18 protein-coding genes are annotated in these 15203 nt (G+C 60.6%); 8 read left to right on the top strand and 10 right to left on the bottom strand.

The features are described from left to right. Positions 1 to 44: 44 nt before the first annotated feature. Positions 45 to 659, bottom strand: coding sequence for a TetR/AcrR family transcriptional regulator (locus WBR25_RS03580; protein WP_042079938.1), 615 nt, complete (start codon positions 657 to 659; stop codon positions 45 to 47). 201 nt (positions 660 to 860) lie between these two features. Between WBR25_RS03580 and hpt the strand changes: the two genes are divergently transcribed. The 8 genes from hpt (at position 861) to WBR25_RS03540 (ending at position 6631) form a co-directional block, all read left to right on the top strand. Further along, positions 861 to 1391, top strand: a complete 531-nt coding sequence (gene hpt, locus WBR25_RS03575; protein ID WP_005335618.1) for a hypoxanthine phosphoribosyltransferase — start codon at positions 861 to 863, stop codon at positions 1389 to 1391. Between the two features lie 111 nt (positions 1392 to 1502). Next, the gene (locus WBR25_RS03570; RefSeq protein WP_005354634.1) at positions 1503 to 2420 is read left to right on the top strand and encodes an ABC transporter ATP-binding protein; all 918 of its coding nucleotides are present in this window, start codon (positions 1503 to 1505) and stop codon (positions 2418 to 2420) included. After that, entirely contained in the window at positions 2417 to 3190 is a 774-nt protein-coding gene (locus WBR25_RS03565) for an ABC transporter permease (protein WP_005362866.1), read from the top strand. The genes WBR25_RS03570 and WBR25_RS03565 overlap by 4 nt, the downstream gene beginning before the upstream one ends. A gap of 226 nt (positions 3191 to 3416) precedes the next feature. Next, positions 3417 to 4568, top strand: a complete 1152-nt coding sequence (locus WBR25_RS03560) for a double-cubane-cluster-containing anaerobic reductase (protein WP_479749419.1) — start codon at positions 3417 to 3419, stop codon at positions 4566 to 4568. A 9-nt stretch (positions 4569 to 4577) separates the two neighbouring features. After that, entirely contained in the window at positions 4578 to 5360 is a 783-nt protein-coding gene (locus tag WBR25_RS03555; RefSeq protein ID WP_479749418.1) for an acyl-CoA dehydratase activase, read from the top strand. Further along, positions 5357 to 5665 carry a putative Se/S carrier protein gene (locus tag WBR25_RS03550; RefSeq protein WP_479749417.1) on the top strand — a complete coding sequence of 103 codons (309 nt, stop codon included), beginning with the start codon at positions 5357 to 5359 and terminating at the stop codon, positions 5663 to 5665. Before WBR25_RS03555 ends, WBR25_RS03550 begins: the two co-directional genes overlap by 4 nt. Continuing rightward, the gene (locus WBR25_RS03545; RefSeq protein ID WP_479749416.1) at positions 5662 to 6099 is read left to right on the top strand and encodes a MauE/DoxX family redox-associated membrane protein; all 438 of its coding nucleotides are present in this window, start codon (positions 5662 to 5664) and stop codon (positions 6097 to 6099) included. The genes WBR25_RS03550 and WBR25_RS03545 overlap by 4 nt, the downstream gene beginning before the upstream one ends. Before the next feature lie 4 nt (positions 6100 to 6103). Next, positions 6104 to 6631, top strand: a complete 528-nt coding sequence (locus WBR25_RS03540) for a rhodanese-like domain-containing protein (protein ID WP_479749415.1) — start codon at positions 6104 to 6106, stop codon at positions 6629 to 6631. 82 nt (positions 6632 to 6713) lie between these two features. Here the strand turns inward: WBR25_RS03540 and WBR25_RS03535 are convergent, their stop codons facing one another. From WBR25_RS03535 to thpR, 9 genes are all read right to left on the bottom strand, one after another. Beyond that, positions 6714 to 8078, bottom strand: a complete 1365-nt coding sequence (locus WBR25_RS03535; RefSeq protein WP_479749414.1) for a cation:dicarboxylate symporter family transporter — start codon at positions 8076 to 8078, stop codon at positions 6714 to 6716. Between the two features lie 144 nt (positions 8079 to 8222). After that, the gene (gene panC, locus WBR25_RS03530; RefSeq protein WP_019445357.1) at positions 8223 to 9077 is read right to left on the bottom strand and encodes a pantoate--beta-alanine ligase; all 855 of its coding nucleotides are present in this window, start codon (positions 9075 to 9077) and stop codon (positions 8223 to 8225) included. A gap of 201 nt (positions 9078 to 9278) precedes the next feature. Next, positions 9279 to 10073 carry a 3-methyl-2-oxobutanoate hydroxymethyltransferase gene (gene panB / locus WBR25_RS03525; RefSeq protein WP_005335640.1) on the bottom strand — a complete coding sequence of 265 codons (795 nt, stop codon included), beginning with the start codon at positions 10071 to 10073 and terminating at the stop codon, positions 9279 to 9281. After that, positions 10070 to 10579, bottom strand: a complete 510-nt coding sequence (folK, locus tag WBR25_RS03520; RefSeq protein WP_005354659.1) for a 2-amino-4-hydroxy-6-hydroxymethyldihydropteridine diphosphokinase — start codon at positions 10577 to 10579, stop codon at positions 10070 to 10072. Before folK ends, panB begins: the two co-directional genes overlap by 4 nt. 11 nt (positions 10580 to 10590) lie before the next feature. Continuing rightward, positions 10591 to 12057, bottom strand: coding sequence for a polynucleotide adenylyltransferase PcnB (pcnB, locus tag WBR25_RS03515; protein ID WP_005335642.1), 1467 nt, complete (start codon positions 12055 to 12057; stop codon positions 10591 to 10593). Positions 12058 to 12225: 168 nt separating this feature from the next. Beyond that, positions 12226 to 13134: a tRNA glutamyl-Q(34) synthetase GluQRS gene (gene gluQRS, locus WBR25_RS03510; RefSeq protein WP_479749413.1), complete on the bottom strand. Its 909-nt coding sequence runs from the start codon at positions 13132 to 13134 to the stop codon at positions 12226 to 12228. 111 nt (positions 13135 to 13245) lie between these two features. Continuing rightward, the gene (dksA, locus tag WBR25_RS03505) at positions 13246 to 13695 is read right to left on the bottom strand and encodes an RNA polymerase-binding protein DksA (RefSeq protein WP_005335644.1); all 450 of its coding nucleotides are present in this window, start codon (positions 13693 to 13695) and stop codon (positions 13246 to 13248) included. 119 nt (positions 13696 to 13814) lie between these two features. After that, positions 13815 to 14558 (bottom strand): DNA/RNA nuclease SfsA, encoded by a 744-nt coding sequence (gene sfsA / locus WBR25_RS03500; protein WP_047437797.1) that lies wholly within the window; start codon positions 14556 to 14558, stop codon positions 13815 to 13817. Continuing rightward, a complete protein-coding gene (gene thpR, locus WBR25_RS03495) occupies positions 14555 to 15097 on the bottom strand; it encodes an RNA 2',3'-cyclic phosphodiesterase (RefSeq protein ID WP_479749412.1) in 543 nt (180 codons plus the stop codon). Before thpR ends, sfsA begins: the two co-directional genes overlap by 4 nt. Positions 15098 to 15203: the final 106 nt, after the last annotated feature.

The raw sequence follows: 15203 nt of genomic DNA, 5'->3' as shown, positions 1-15203 counted from the left end.
ACGGCGCCACTCAATGAGTGACGCCATTTTTTCGTTAAGCCGTGTTAGCGAGCCTGAATTGGCGCCGTCACGTACTTGAACAGGAAATCAGTCACCTCTTGGCGCGCCGGGCGCTGAGGTTGATTGATCATCTGCATCATCACATAGCCAAAACCGGTCAAAGAGCGGGCCAGATCCTGTGCTGACAGCACGCTGGTGATCTCCCCTGCATCCATGGCGGTTTGCAGCTCGCTGGCGATCAGCTCAAGGCAGTGATCGAGCAGCCGGGTATAGCGGGGCCATACCTCTTCCCGAACCGATGAGCTCCACTCCAGCCAGATACCGGCATAATCCGGTTGATCGTAGGCGGCATCGACAGAGAGGCGTACATGACGCTGGATCTTGTCGAAAATGGAGCCCTGGTCACCGTATGCCTGCGACAGCATTTGGTTCACAAAGCGTTCGATCTCGGCCAGCACCTCATCTACCAACTCCTCGCGGGTGTTGAAATAGTTGAAGACGGTAGCCACAGAGACCTTGGCCTGTTCGGCTATCTCGGCGTGACCTGCACGGCCAATGCCGCGACGGGAGAACACCTCGATGGCACATTCCATCAATTGGGAGCGACGAGCTTCCGGCGACAGCCGGGTACGACGTCTTATTTCTGCGCGTGGTTCCATAGTTTTTATCATCTAATAGTTATTGATTATGGTGTTTATAGTATTTTAACTAATCATGCCTGAGTGCCTGCTAACTCTATCAATTAAAATAAGCCGATAAAAGCACCACGTATCTCTAGCACCCTTCAACATGAGTGGTAGAATCATCGGTTTTGATATTCATGAACGGCCAAATCCCCTTTGGCCTTATGGGAGTAAGTGATGAAACACACCGTCGAGGTGATGATCTCCGAGGCTGAAGTAGCCGCCCGGATCGCCAAATTGGGTGAAGAGATCACCGCCCGCTATCAGGGTTCTGACGAAGTCGTGATGATTGCGCTGCTGCGCGGTTCCTGCATCTTCCTGGCCGACCTCTGCCGCCAGTGCCAGCTGCCCATCACCCTGGACTTCATGACCGCCTCCAGCTACGGCTCCGGCATGCACAGCACCCGTGACGTCCGCATCCTCAAAGATCTGGACGACGACATCAAGGGCAAGGATGTGGTGATCGTGGAAGACATCATCGACACCGGTTACACCCTCAACAAGGTGCGCGAGATCCTCTCCCTGCGCGAGCCGAAATCCCTGGCCATCTGCACCCTGCTGGACAAACCCTCCCGCCGCGAAGTGCAGGTGCCGGTCGACTGGATTGGCTTCGCCATTCCGGACGAATTCGTGGTCGGCTGTGGCATCGACTACGCCCAGAAGTACCGCAACCTGCCGTTTATCGGCAAAGTGGTACCCCAGGAGTAAGCCAGGTTCAGGAATATCACGGGTGAAGCGGCCTTGCGCCCTTTACTCTGTGCAGGCGGCCTTGGCCGCCTTTTCTGTATCGAGCCGGATTCAACCATCACAGAGGTTGCAATGAACGCACTGGAAATCAGCGGCCTGAAAAAGACCTATCAGGGGGGCGTCGAAGCCCTTAAAGGCATCGATCTTACCGTCAGGCAGGGGGATTTCTTCGCCCTGCTCGGCCCGAACGGCGCGGGCAAATCCACCACCATCGGCGTCATCAGCTCGCTGGTGAACAAGAGCGCCGGCAAGGTGAAGGTGTTTGGCTACGACATCGACAGCGATCTGGAACAGGCCAAGGCCCAGCTCGGACTGGTGCCGCAGGAGTTCAACTTCAGCCAGTTCGAGAAGGTGATCCAGATTGTCACCCATCAGGCCGGTTTCTACGGCGTACCCAAGGCGGAAGCCAAGATCCGCGCCGAGAAGTACCTTCGTCAGCTCGATCTGTGGGAGAAGCGTGACATGCCTGCCCGCACCCTCTCCGGCGGTATGAAGCGCCGCCTGATGATCGCCCGCGCCCTGATGCACGAGCCCAAGCTGCTGATCCTCGATGAACCGACCGCCGGGGTCGATATCGAGATCCGACGCTCCATGTGGACCTTCCTCAAGGATCTCAACGAGCAGGGCGTCACCATCATCCTCACCACCCACTATCTGGAAGAGGCCGAGATGCTCTGCCGCAACATCGGCATCATCGACAAGGGTCGGCTGATCGAGAACACCAGCATGAAGAATCTGCTGGGCAAGCTGGGTCGCGAGACCTTCCTGCTCGACCTTGCGCCAGGTTCTGCCGTACCCGAGGTACCAGAGTTCAACGGCCGCATGCCGGATGAGCGCACTCTTGAGGTGGATCTCGACAAGAGCCAGTCACTCAACAGCCTGTTCGAGCAGTTGTCGAACCAGCAAGTGCAGGTCGTGAGCATGCGCAACAAGGCCAACCGGCTGGAAGAGCTGTTCGTCAATCTGGTCGAAGAGGGGAGAAAAGCATGAATCTGGCCATCTACTACATCGCCTTCAAGAGCATTCTGGCCAAAGAGGTGAGCCGCTTTACCCGGATCTGGATCCAGACCCTGGTGCCACCGGCCATCACCATGAGCCTCTACTTCGTCATCTTCGGCAACCTGATCGGTTCGCGCATCGGTGACATGGGCGGTTTCACCTACATGGAGTTCATCGTGCCCGGCCTCATCATGATGTCGGTGATCACCAACTCCTACTCCAACGTCGCCTCCTCCTTCTTCAGCGCCAAGTTCCAGCGCAATATCGAGGAGATGCTGGTGGCACCGGTGCCCAACTACGTCATCATCGCCGGTTACGTGGGCGGTGGCGTGGCACGCGGCCTCTGTGTCGGCCTTATCGTCACCCTGGTGTCGCTGTTCTTCGTGCCGCTGCAGATCCACCATCTGTTCAGCGTCTGCGTGACCGTGCTGCTCACCGCGATCCTCTTCTCGCTGGGGGGACTCATCAACGCGGTGTTTGCCAAGACCTTCGACGACATCAGCATCATCCCCACCTTCGTGCTGACGCCGCTCACCTATCTGGGTGGAGTGTTCTACTCCATCAGCCTGCTGCCCCCCTTCTGGCAGGGGGTCTCCCAGGTGAACCCCATCATCTACATGGTGAACGCGTTCCGTTACGGTTTCCTCGGTATCTCCGACGTGCCGCTCGGCACCGCCTACCTCATCATCATCGGCTTTATCGTGGCCCTCTACGGCATCGCCTGGTGGCTTATCTCCCGCGGCACCGGCCTTCGCCACTAATGACCAAAACGGGCACCTCGCGGTGCCCGTTTTTTATTCCCCCTCTAGCCCCTTCAACCTGCCAGCCCCCTTCTCAATAACCTGCCTGTCATTAAGGATTTACCTGACACCTTGTGATCCACCGCAATTTTCGAATTACCCCCAAAGGTATAATTCTCGCGGTTGGATGTGCCGTCATGGATGGCTCGTCCGTCTCTTCATTTCTCTCATCAGGGCAGGATCGCCTATGTCACTTATCACCGAGTTGCCAGCCATATTCGATAGTTTTTCAGATGCCCGTCGGCAGGGCTTTCTGGCTGTAATGGCACTCAAGGAGCGACAGATCCCCCTGATCGGTACCTACTGCACCTTTATGCCGCAGGAGGTGGCGATAGCCGCCGGCGCCGTGGTGGTATCGCTCTGCTCCACCAGCGACGAGACCATCGAGGAGGCCGAAAAGGATCTGCCCCGCAACCTCTGCCCGCTCATCAAGAGCAGCTACGGGTTCGGCAAGACCGACAAGTGCCCCTACTTCTACTTCTCCGATCTGGTGGTGGGGGAAACCACCTGCGACGGCAAGAAGAAGATGTACGAGTACATGGCAGAGTTCAAACCGGTGCATGTGATGCAGTTGCCCAACCGCGCCGATGACGAGGCCTCCCGCACCCTGTGGCGCAGCGAAATCGTCCGCTTCAAGGAGTTGCTGGAGCAGCAGTTCGGCAAGCCCATCAGCGAGCAGGCATTGCGAGACGCCATCGTGCTGAAAAACCGCGAGCGCCGCGCGCTGGCCGATTTCTACCGGCTGGGCCAGCTCAATCCGCCGGCACTCAGCGGTACCGACCTGCTCAAGGTGGTCTATGGTGCCATCTTCCGCTTCGACAAGGAGCAGCTCATCAGCGAGCTGCAGGAGATGACCCGCCGCATCAAGGTAGAGTATGCCGAGGGCAAGCGGCTCGATGCCCGCCCGCGCATCCTCATCACCGGCTGCCCCATCGGCGGCGCGGCCGACAAGGTGGTGCGCCTCATCGAGGAGCACGGCGGCTGGGTGGTGGGTTACGAGAACTGCACCGGCGCCAAGGCAACCGAGCAGTGCGTCAGCGAAGAGGGCGACCCGTTCGATGCGCTGACCGACAAGTATCTGGCCATCGGCTGCTCCTGCATCTCCCCCAACCACCAGCGCATGAATCTGCTGAGCCAGATGGTGGAGGAGTATCAGCCAGACGGAGTGATCGATGTGATCCTGCAGGCTTGCCACACCTATGCGGTGGAGTCGCTCGCCATCAAGCGCCATGTGCGCGAACGCCACGGTATCCCCTACATGGCAGTCGAGACCGACTACTCCAGCGCCGACAAGGGACAACTGGCCACCCGGCTGGCCGCCTTTATCGAGATGCTGTAAGGAGGCGTAGTGTCACTCTCCATCGGGATTGACTCGGGCTCCACCGCGACCAAGGGGATCCTGTTCGACAGCCGGGATGGCGGGCGTATCGTCTGCCGTTTTCTGGTGCCGACCCCCTTTCGTCCGCTGGCTGCCATCGAGCAAGGCTGGGAGGAGCTCTCGGCCGATTTGCCAGAGCGCCCCCACCTGACCCTGACCGGCTATGGCCGCGATCTGGCGTCGTTCGCCGATCGCCGGGTTACCGAGATCTCCTGCCATGGGCTGGGGGCTCGCCTGCTCTGCCCGTCGGTACACACCGTCATCGACATCGGCGGGCAGGACAGCAAGGTGATCCAGCTCGATAGCGACGGCAACCTCACCGATTTTCTGATGAACGACAAGTGCGCCGCCGGCACCGGTCGCTTTCTCGAGGTGATCACCCGCACTCTGGGAGCTCGGGTCGAGCTGCTTGACGAATTGCTGCAAGGGGCCGAGCCCCACGACATCAGCAGCATGTGTACCGTGTTTGCCGAATCGGAGGCGATCAGCCTGCGCTCGGCGGGCATTCCGGCCGAGTCAATCCTGGCCGGTATCGTCCGCTCCATGGCCCGGCGCAGTGCCAACTTTATCGGCCGCCTCGGCGCCCGACCGAGCGTACTCTTTACCGGCGGCGTCAGCCACTGCGCCACCTTCCGCCACTATCTGGCCGAAGGATTGGGCTGCGAAGTGACCACCCACCCGGATGCCCAGTTTGCCGGTGCGCTGGGGGCCGCCCTGTTCGGCGCGCGCGCCAGCACGGGAGGCAAATCATGAATCAGGAGTTTCTCTACCTGTTCCACTCCACCCTCGGCACGGTCAGGATGCGCAAGCGGCTGGAGCAACACGACCAGTCGTTTCGGGTCTGCGACGTGCCGCGCCTGCTCAGCGCCGGCTGTGGCCTCGCCATTCGCCTCCACTGCCCGCCAGATGAGTGGCAGCAGTGGTGCCAGCGCGGTGAAACCGCTGCCGTCTTTCGCTGCGAAGCGGACGGCGACTATCAGGAGCTGGCCCGCTATCCGGCCGATAGCCCGGACATGGCGAAGCAAACGCCTGTGGCTGGCAGTCGGAGTCATGGATGATAAAGATCTATCCCATGGCCGTTTATCTGCGCATGCTGGCCAATCTGGCGCTGGGGGGATTCTTTCTCGCCTCCGCTGGGTTCAAGCTGGTCTCCCCCGCCCTGTTTGTCGAACAGATCGCGGCCTTCGGGCTGATCTGGCCGTCACTGATCCCGCCGGTGGCCTGGGGGCTGGTCGCCCTTGAGCTCTGCGCCGGGCTTGCAGTCATCGCCAACCGGCGCTGGGGACTCTGGCTGGTGATCGGGCTGCTCACCCTGTTTATTCCGGTGTTGGGCTATGGCGTTGCCATCGGGCTCGACATCTCTTGCGGCTGTCTGGGCAGGGCTGATCTCGGCTCGTTGCCGGAGGCCATTGTGCGGGATCTGCTGCTACTGACGCTTGCGGGCGCCCTGCTGCGAACTTCCCGCCCCGTTTTTCCCATTCTAAAGGAGTAGTGACATGATGACATTGCGATCCCGCACCCTGCTGGCCTCGCTGATCGCCGCCAGCTTTGCCCTCGCGGGCTGTGGCGATAACCAGTTCGAGCAGGAGGTGAAGCTGGAGCAGTCGGCGGTGCAGCTGGCACAGGAGGCGCAGCAGGGGGGCTATCAGCTGCTGGCCGTGGCCGAGCTGAAGACCCGGATGGACAAGGGTGAGGAGCTGGTGATCATCGACACCATGCCCTATGAGGACTCCTACAAGAAAGAGCACATCCCGGGCGCCAAGAACTTTGTCTTCGTGAAGGAGGCCAAGTCCGGCGACAACTGGAGCGAAATAGTCGAGGGGAGCGGCACGGCGGAGCAGTTCCAGGCGCTGCTGGGTGAAGACAAGTCCCGCCCGGTGGTGATCTACTGCGGCTTCGTCAAGTGCGGCCGCAGCCACAATGCCGCCGCCTGGGCGGTGACTCAGGGCTATCAACAGGTCTATCGGGTGCCGGGCGGCATCTTCGCCTGGAAAGGAGCCGGTTACCCCGTCTCTGCCGAGTAACCGCGTTTGCTCACAAGGCAATACAGTCGACATAAAGAAGCCCGCAACTGCGGGCTTCTTTCATATTGGACAACTCTCGGGGTTAGCTGGCGGCCTGCGTCTGCACCGTCTCCACGTTGGCCAGCTGCTGCTTGCCCAGCAACCGCTTGGTGATCATGGCCGCCATGATGGAGCCGTTGACGTTGAGAGCAGTGCGGCCCATATCCACCAGTGGCTCGATGGCGATCATCACCCCCACCAGCGCGATGGGGAAGTTGAGGGTGGAGAGCACGATCAGCGCGGCGAAGGTGCCTCCACCGCCAACGCCGGCCACCCCGATGGAGCCCAGTGCAATCACTGGCAGCAAAGTCAGCAGGAACAGGGGATCAAACGGGTTAATGCCGAGCATGGGGGCGATCATCGCCACCATCATGGCCGGATAGATGCCGGCACAGCCGTTCTGGCCGAGGTTGGCACCGAACGAGGCGGCAAAGTTGGCGATGCTGGCGGGCACCCCAAGGCGCTGCTGGGTCTCGATGCTGAGCGGGATGGAAGCCGCGCTGCTGCGGGAGACAAAAGCGAAGGTAAGCACGCCCCATACTTCCCGCAAATAGTGCAGCGGGTTCTGGCCGATCAGCAACAGGATCACCATGTGCACTGCAAACATCGCCAGAATGGCGACGTAGCAGACCAGAATAAAACCGAGCAGGCTGAGGATCTCGCTCAGCGGATAGTGGGCCACCACCCGGGCAATCAGCGCCATCACCCCATAGGGGGTGAGCGCAATCACCACCCGCACCATCTTCATTACCCACAGTTGCAGAGTGTCGATGGCGACAGCGGCGCGGGCACCCGCCTCCGGGTGCTCCGCCTTCATCTGGAGCAGAGCAACCCCGGCCAACACGGTGAAGATCACCACCCCGATCACCGAGAGGCTACGGCTACCCGCCATATCGGCGGCGAAGTTGGTGGGCACCAGCGAGAGCAGCAGGGCAGGCAGGGGCTGGGCACTGTCGATGGTGCTCATGCTCTGTTGCAGGGTGGCGCTGTCGCTACCGTGACTCAACAACCCGGCTGCCGTGAGACCGCTCAGGTGGGTGATGGTCATCCCCACCACACCGGCGATCATCACTAGGGTCAGCATGGAACCGATCAGCACGGCGCTGATCTTGCCGAGAGACTGGGCCTGCTCCAGCTTGTTGATAGCGGAGAGGATGGAGGCAAACACCAGCGGCATCATCACCACCTTGAGCAGGCTGACATAGCCACCGCCGACGATATTGACCCACTCCAGGGTCTGCTGAACGCCGGCATCATCGGCGCCCCAACCCAGTTGCAGCGCCAGCCCGAACAGGGCGCCAAGCAGCAGACCTGCAAGTACCTTGCGCGAGAGCGGCACCGAAGCGGGTAGCCGGGTCAGGGCAAAACAGAGCAGACAGAAGAGCAACGAAGCAAACAAGGTAAACATAAATAAACACCTGTAGCGGCCATCAGGGCCGATTGTGGAGAGAGAAAACAGCGGGTGCGAGCAGAGTCGCGAGGGAAAACGCCAAATGGCAGGCGTGAAAAAGCAGCGGACGCCCGGGAAGGCGTCCGCTGACAATCGGGGGAATTACTTCTTTACGGTGACGACGCGGTTGTCGATAAGGCGGGCCTTGCCCAGATAGGCAGCCATCAGGATCACCAGCTGCGCGCTCTCGTCTGTGGCGGATTCGAGGGTGGCGGCATCGACGATGTCGATGGCATCGGTACGAAAACCGGCATTGTCGAGGCGCTGGCTGGCCTGAGCCACCAAGGAGGGCAGGTGGTGGTCACCCGCTTCAATCTGCTCGGCGATCCAGTTCATGGTGCGCGCCAGCTCGGGGGCAATGGCACGCTCGGCGGCAGTCAGGTAGCCGTTGCGCGAAGAGAGCGCCAGCCCGTCTTCGGCCCGCACGGTCGGCACGCCGACGATCTCGATGGGCATCGCCATGTCGGCCACCATCTTTCGAATAAGCGCCAGCTGCTGGTAATCCTTCTGGCCAAAGCAGGCCACATCCGGCTGTACCAGATTGAACAGCTTGGTAACGACGGTACTGACACCACGGAAGTGACCCGGGCGCAGCGCCCCCTCCAGCAGATTGGAGAGACCCGGCACCTCGACGAAGGTCTGGCTGGCCAGCCCCTGCGGATACATGATCTCCGGGGTCGGGGTGAATACCATGTCGACGCCGGCGGCTTCCAGCGCAGCGCAATCCTGCTCCAGAGTGCGCGGATAGTTGGCAAGATCCTCGGCCTTATCGAACTGCATCGGGTTGACGAAGATGCTGACCACCACCTTCTCGGCGTGGCTGTGCGCCTCCTTCACCAGCGTCAGGTGGCCCTGATGCAGATTGCCCATGGTGGGCACGAATGCGATGGCACGCCCTTCACGGCGCCATTGGCTTATCTGCTCACGCAGAACGACGGGATTATTTACGACCAACATCAGCAGTTCACCTTCCGATAAATCAAAAAGAGAGACGGGTTGCATCCACAGATAGCGCTCGGGCGGGATGGGGCACGAACATAGCTATCAGCAGTTCACCTTTAGATGAATCAATAAGATACGGATTAGCTATACAGATTAACTGTGCGAGGCTGAGAAGCAGAGACGGGGGCCGCAGCCCCCATCATGCAACTGCCAGGATCAGTTGAAGCAGTGCTCCGGGCCGGGGAAGCTCCCCTCGCTCACCTGCTGGACATAGAGGCGGATGGCGGCACGCACATCGCCGGTCTCGGCCAAGAAGTTCTTGGTGAACTTGGGCACATAGCCGGAGGTGACGCCAAAAGCATCGTGCATCACCAAAATCTGACCATCGGTCGCGGGGCCGGCACCAATGCCGATCACCGGGATGCGAAGCGCCTTGGTGATGCGCTCGGCCAGCGCAGTGGGCACACACTCGAGCACCAGCAGCTGGATACCGGCCGCTTGCAGTTCGAGGGCCTGACGGTAGATCTCCTGCGCCTGAAACTCATCGCGCCCCTGCACCTTGAAGCCACCAAAGACATGAACGGATTGCGGAGTGAGGCCGAGGTGACCGCACACCGGCACCCCGTTGCGGGTAAGGTGGCGGATGGAATCACAGAGCCAGTCGCCCCCTTCCATCTTCACCATGCGGGCACCGGCCGCCATCAGGCGGGCAGCGTTCTGGTAAGTCTGCTCGGGAGTGGCGTAGCTCATGAACGGCATGTCGGCGACCACCAGTGCCTTGCTGGCACCACGTGCCACACAGCGGGTGTGATAGACCATCTCATCCATGTTGACCGCCAGGGTATCCTGACCCCCTTGCAGCACCATGCCCAGTGAATCGCCGATAAGCAGCACGTGGGCACCCTCGTCGTCGAACAGCTTGGCAAAGGTGGCATCATAGGCGGTGATGGCGGTGAACTTTTGACCCTCCTGCTTCATCTTCAGCAGGCTGGCGGTGGTGATCTTGCTCATAGAGGCTCCTGTACGTCTGCACGCGGGGCAATGATGGCCAAATCATTGTGCGGGCAGCGGGCAACCAGTCGGGCGAGCGGGGTGCCGCAGGGCAGCACCAGAGCAGGCGCAATTTCGGCAAGGGGCAGCAGCACGAACTCCCGCTCCTTCATGCCGTAGTGGGGTACGATCAGGCGCTCATGGTTGATCACCTGATCCCCATAGAGCAGCAGATCGAGATCCAGAGTTCTCGGCCCCCACCGCTCATCTTTGCGCACACGTCCCTGTTCCAGCTCGATTTTTTGTAATTGATCCAGCAGCGCAAGGGGCGCGAGCCGGGTATTGAGCCGGGCCACGGCATTGACGTAGTCCGGCTGGTCAGCAGGCCCCATGGGGCGGCTGCTGTAAAACGACGAGGCCTCCACCAGCACAGATTCCGGCAACCTTGCCAAGGCAGCAACGGCGCGACGAGCCTGACCCAGCGGATCAGACAGGTTGGAACCAATGGCGATGAAGACCTCGGTCATCACGTCTGTTGTCACTCGGCCACTTTCGGTTTGCGGCGACGGGGGCGACGACGGTTGCGGCTGTTGCTGCTGCGCTTCTCGCCATCGTGGCTGCGAGCCTCGCCGCGCTCACCGCTGGCCGGGCGACGGGTCGCTTCACGCTGCAGTTGCGGGCGCACATCCGGATTGGAGGCGACATAGCGCTCCCACCAGCTGGCCAGCTCGCCGAGACCGCGCTCGACCCGGTTGCGCAGCAACAGGAAGTCGAACGCCGCGCGGAACTTGGGATGCTCCATGGCGCGCTCGGGGTGCTTGCCCTGACGACGGGTCAGCCGCTGTTGCAGTGCCCAGATGTCGCGGACATCTGTGGTGAAACGGCGGGGAACGGCGATGATCCGCACCTGATTGTCCAGCACCTCGTTGATCGCCAGCATGAAGGCGTCATACCAGGGCAGGCCGCTCTCGTTCTCCAGCACCCGACCACGGGCCTCGACGCAGCCCCACAGCAGGGTGGCGTAGAGGAAGGCCGGGGTGACGCGTTTATCTTCACGAACGCGGGTATCGGTATCGATCAGTGCCTGCTCGATAAACTGTTCGTAGGGCGAGTTGCCGTGCGGGGTAAACAACGCCGCTACTTGCGGGAAGAGCTGTTGGAACAGGCCATACTCGCGCAGCAGTTTGTAGGTCGCCAGACCGTCGCCAGCCAGGAACAGCTTGAGGGTCTCCTCAAACAGGCGGGCAGCCGGGATGTCTTGCAGCAGTGGCGCCAGCTCCTTGATGGGGGCGGCGGTACGCGGGCTGATGGTCATATCCAGCTTGGCGGCAAAGCGCACGGCGCGAAGCATCCGCACCGGATCTTCACGATAACGGGTCTCGGGATCGCCGATCAGCTCAAGCTTGCGCTCGGCCAGATCTTCCAGACCCCCTTCGAAATCGTGCAGGGTGAAATCTTTGGCGCTGTAGTAGAGGGCGTTGACGGTAAAGTCGCGGCGCTCGGCATCCTCTTCGATGGTGCCGTAGACGTTGTCGCGCAGCAGCATGCCTTCATCAGACTGGGCCGACACATGTTTGCTGGTATTGACCTGATGGTGGTGACCCCGGAAGGTGGCCACTTCGATCACGTCACGACCAAAGACAATGTGGGCCAGGCGGAAACGACGGCCAATCAGGCGGCAGTTGCTGAACAGCGCCTTGATCTGCTCCGGCGTCGCATCGGTTGCGATGTCGAAATCCTTGGGCGTCTTCCCGAGCAGCAGATCCCGGACTCCGCCGCCGACCAGGTAGGCCTCATAGCCCCCTTTGTTCAGGCGATAGAGCACCTTGAGTGCATTCTCGCTGATCTCTTTGCGCGAAATAGGGTGCTGATCACGGCTTAAGGTACGACGTTGACCGGCGACACGGGCTGGAATGGGGGATTCCACCGACTGCTCGCCGTCTTCCTTGCCGAGCACCTTGCGGCAAAAGTTTGCGATCTGGGAAAAAATGGTACACCTCTTCATGACTTCTAAATTGACGGGAGGCCAAAAAATAGCGGCCTATCATAGCTCACGCCTAACCAAATGAAAAACCGTGCTGACAATTGATCCCGTTTGAAACGGATCATCCCGGTAAAATCACAATCAACAGCGGCAATTTACGCTCAATCAAACAAAAATCACCTGGTCGACTCAGCAATCCGCGAGTGGGATCTTCTCGCTGGCTGGCATCCGTTCGAGCTGCCAGTTAGCAATGCCCCATTCGATGATCTCGTCGATCCGGCTTGCCATCAGCTCGGGCGGCGGGCACTGGCCGAGGAAGTGCAGTGCCTGCCACAGGGCCGGTCGCACCTCATCGAGCGCCAGCGCCGGCGCATGGTTCTGCTTGGAGAGCTTGTTGCCATCTGCCAGCACTGCCAGCGGCAAATGCACCCAGTCTGGCACCGCTGCCCCCAGGGTCTGATAAAGGGCAATCTGGCGCACCGTGGGCTCCAGCAGATCGGCGCCGCGCACTATCTCGGTGATGCCGCTGTCCATATCATCCACCACCACCGCCAGGTTGTAGGCGTAGAGCCCGTCGCGGCGACGGATAATGAAATCCTCCTCGGCGAGCGCCGCCGGTACCGCGATATGGCCCTGCAAGCGATCATCGAAGTGGTAGACCGGATGGTGCTGGCGCAGCCGGGCGGCGCAACCTTCGGCCGCAAGCCCCAGCGTGCGGCAGTGGCCGCTGTAGAGACCGCCCGCGGCCATGATTTCGCGCCGGGTGCAATGGCACCAGTAGAGATCCCCCGCCCGATAGAGCTGGTCGATGATCTCGTCATAACGGCCATGGCGCGCGCTCTGGAACATCACCTCCCCATCCCACTCGAGGCCATATGCCTCAAGGGTCTTGAGGATCAGGGCCGCAGCCCCCGCCATCTCCCGCGGCGGATCGATATCTTCGATGCGAACCAACCAGCGTCCCTGCTGCGCTCTGGCCTGCAAAAAGCTGCCGAGGGCGGCGATCAGCGAACCGAAATGAAGCGGGCCTGAGGGTGAGGGGGCAAAGCGGCCGACATAGGGGCGCACAAGGGGTGAGGACGGGGAATTCACTGGCATGACTGTTCGGGTAAGCGATTCATTGAGGCTGCATTCTGGGGCGCGACCGCCAAAAGCTCAATAAAAAAGGGAGCCCGCGAGCTCCCTTTTTCATATACCAGAGGGTCGGGATCAACCGGCCATCTGTTTTTCCTTGATCTCGGCCAGCGTCTTGCAATCGACACAGAGGTCGGCAGTCGGACGGGCTTCCAGACGACGGATACCGATCTCGATACCGCAGTGTTCGCAGTAACCGAAATCATCGTCTTCAAGCAGCTGCAAGGTCTTCTCGATCTTCTTGATCAGCTTGCGTTCACGGTCGCGGGTACGCAGTTCAAGAGCGAACTCTTCTTCTTGCGCGGCACGATCCACGGGATCCGGGAAGTTGGCAGCCTCGTCTTTCATATGGTCGACGGTACGATCAACTTCCTGCATCAGTTGGTTGCGCCAGGCACCCAGGATCTTGCGAAAATGCGCCTTTTGTTGGTCATTCATGTACTCCTCACCCGGCTTTTCCTGGTAAGGCGCGACACCCGCAATGGCCAGGGGGCCCAGAGATTTCCTGTTTTCGCCTGTTGGCATGCCCTGTCTCCTAATTCAGCACGCTACCCGTGCCATCCATAAATTGAGGGCGACATCTATAGCAGAAGGGTAACGGGTAAGCAAACGAGCCGTACCAATAATGTTACCCACTCCAATATTTATGCACTCCCCTCGGGTAACAGGTGACCAGATTCAAACGGGATAAACCCTTGAGCCACCATGCCTTGCACCCCAACATGGGGCCGATAGCATAAAATTTCAACCCCCGCCGCGATTGCCTGCTCAATTAGCAGACTATAGTGCGGATCTATATGGGTTGCAGGGCGCATCCGGCTTATTCCGGAGTGCAGCACCATAAAGAGCAGTACGGCCCTGTGGCCCGCCGCTTTCATCGCCATCAACTCGCGCAAATGCTTGGCACCACGGGCGGTGACCGCATCGGGGAAGTAGCCCATACCCGGATGTTCACGTTCGTCGAGCAGGGTGACCGATTTTACCTCGATGTAACAATTGCCCTTCTCGTCATCTTCCAGCAGCAGATCGATGCGACTGTTCTCTTCGCCATACTTCACCTCGGTGCGCAACCGGCTGTAACCCGCCAGCGGAGCGATAGCCTCCTGCTCGATCAACTCTCGGGCGATCTGGTTGGCGCGCGCCGTGTTGACGCAGATAAAGTGGCCCGCCGGGCTCTCGGCGATCTCCCAGCTGTTGGGCAGCTTGCGCTTGGGGTTATCGGAGGTGGAGTACCAGACCCGGGTGCCCGGATCGGCACAACCGGTCATGGCACCGGTATTGGCGCAGTGGATAGTGATGACCTCGCCGTTATCGAGTTGCACATCGGTCAGAAAGCGCTTGTAGCGGGCCACCAGCTGGCCCGATTGCAGGGGGGGATCAAAGATCACGGGTTAGCCCTCCGCGCATCTTCTTTTACCCGGGCGCGCAGCGGCCAGCAGGCAAGCGGCTCGTAGCGCACCCCGTCCGGGGTCGAGATGGATTGATAGAGACAGAACTCATCGGCCTGCAGCAGAAAATTTGGGACAGGCAGGATGGCAGGCGCCTTGACCGCCTTGCGCGACAGGGTGACATGGGGGCGATAACCCTGCTCGCCATTGCCAAGACGCAACTTCTCGCCGTGGCGGCGCAGCGCCTTTGCCAGCACGGTCAGCTCGTTGGGCCACTCCTTCGGGCCAATCCAGGCAGCCTTGGCCCGGCTGAACCAGCCGGTCTCATCCAGCCTGATGGAGAGCGGCGGACAGTGCTGGCGCTCTACGGCGGCGATCAGGCGGCGGGTGGTCAACTCGTCAGCCTCACCCAGAAATGCCAGGGTCAGGTGGAGGTTGGCTTGCGGCACCGGCTGACCGGGCCAGGGCTGCTGATCGCGCCAGGCGATGAGCTCGGGGGCGAGCTCCTTGACGGGCAGGGCAAAGAAGAGTTTGGCCATGTGGTGATAATGCCTTTTTCACGCTCATTGGATGGGCCCATTCTATGGCAGCCATCCGGCCATGTCTCGCCACCCTCCCACCCGAGTGACCATCTGCGCACATCCA

The organism is Aeromonas sp. MTB (genome assembly GCF_056632455.1).
Note: the sequence above shows the minus strand (reverse complement) of the source record. Positions and strands in the feature narration are given on the sequence as shown.

Bases quoted from the DNA above. Each gene is read 5' to 3' on its own strand.
- WBR25_RS03580 (WP_042079938.1), bottom strand. From the start codon at position 659: ATGGAACCACGCGCAGAAATAAGACGTCGTACCCGGCTGTCGCCGGAA.
- hpt (WP_005335618.1), top strand. From the start codon at position 861: ATGAAACACACCGTCGAGGTGATGATCTCCGAGGCTGAAGTAGCCGCC.
- WBR25_RS03570 (WP_005354634.1), top strand. From the start codon at position 1,503: ATGAACGCACTGGAAATCAGCGGCCTGAAAAAGACCTATCAGGGGGGC.
- WBR25_RS03565 (WP_005362866.1), top strand. From the start codon at position 2,417: ATGAATCTGGCCATCTACTACATCGCCTTCAAGAGCATTCTGGCCAAA.
- WBR25_RS03560 (WP_479749419.1), top strand. From the start codon at position 3,417: ATGTCACTTATCACCGAGTTGCCAGCCATATTCGATAGTTTTTCAGAT.
- WBR25_RS03550 (WP_479749417.1), top strand. From the start codon at position 5,357: ATGAATCAGGAGTTTCTCTACCTGTTCCACTCCACCCTCGGCACGGTC.
- WBR25_RS03545 (WP_479749416.1), top strand. From the start codon at position 5,662: ATGATAAAGATCTATCCCATGGCCGTTTATCTGCGCATGCTGGCCAAT.
- WBR25_RS03540 (WP_479749415.1), top strand. From the start codon at position 6,104: ATGATGACATTGCGATCCCGCACCCTGCTGGCCTCGCTGATCGCCGCC.
- WBR25_RS03535 (WP_479749414.1), bottom strand. From the start codon at position 8,078: ATGTTTACCTTGTTTGCTTCGTTGCTCTTCTGTCTGCTCTGTTTTGCC.
- panC (WP_019445357.1), bottom strand. From the start codon at position 9,077: ATGTTGGTCGTAAATAATCCCGTCGTTCTGCGTGAGCAGATAAGCCAA.
- panB (WP_005335640.1), bottom strand. From the start codon at position 10,073: ATGAGCAAGATCACCACCGCCAGCCTGCTGAAGATGAAGCAGGAGGGT.
- folK (WP_005354659.1), bottom strand. From the start codon at position 10,579: ATGACCGAGGTCTTCATCGCCATTGGTTCCAACCTGTCTGATCCGCTG.
- pcnB (WP_005335642.1), bottom strand. From the start codon at position 12,057: ATGAAGAGGTGTACCATTTTTTCCCAGATCGCAAACTTTTGCCGCAAG.
- gluQRS (WP_479749413.1), bottom strand. From the start codon at position 13,134: ATGCCAGTGAATTCCCCGTCCTCACCCCTTGTGCGCCCCTATGTCGGC.
- dksA (WP_005335644.1), bottom strand. From the start codon at position 13,695: ATGCCAACAGGCGAAAACAGGAAATCTCTGGGCCCCCTGGCCATTGCG.
- thpR (WP_479749412.1), bottom strand. From the start codon at position 15,097: ATGGCCAAACTCTTCTTTGCCCTGCCCGTCAAGGAGCTCGCCCCCGAG.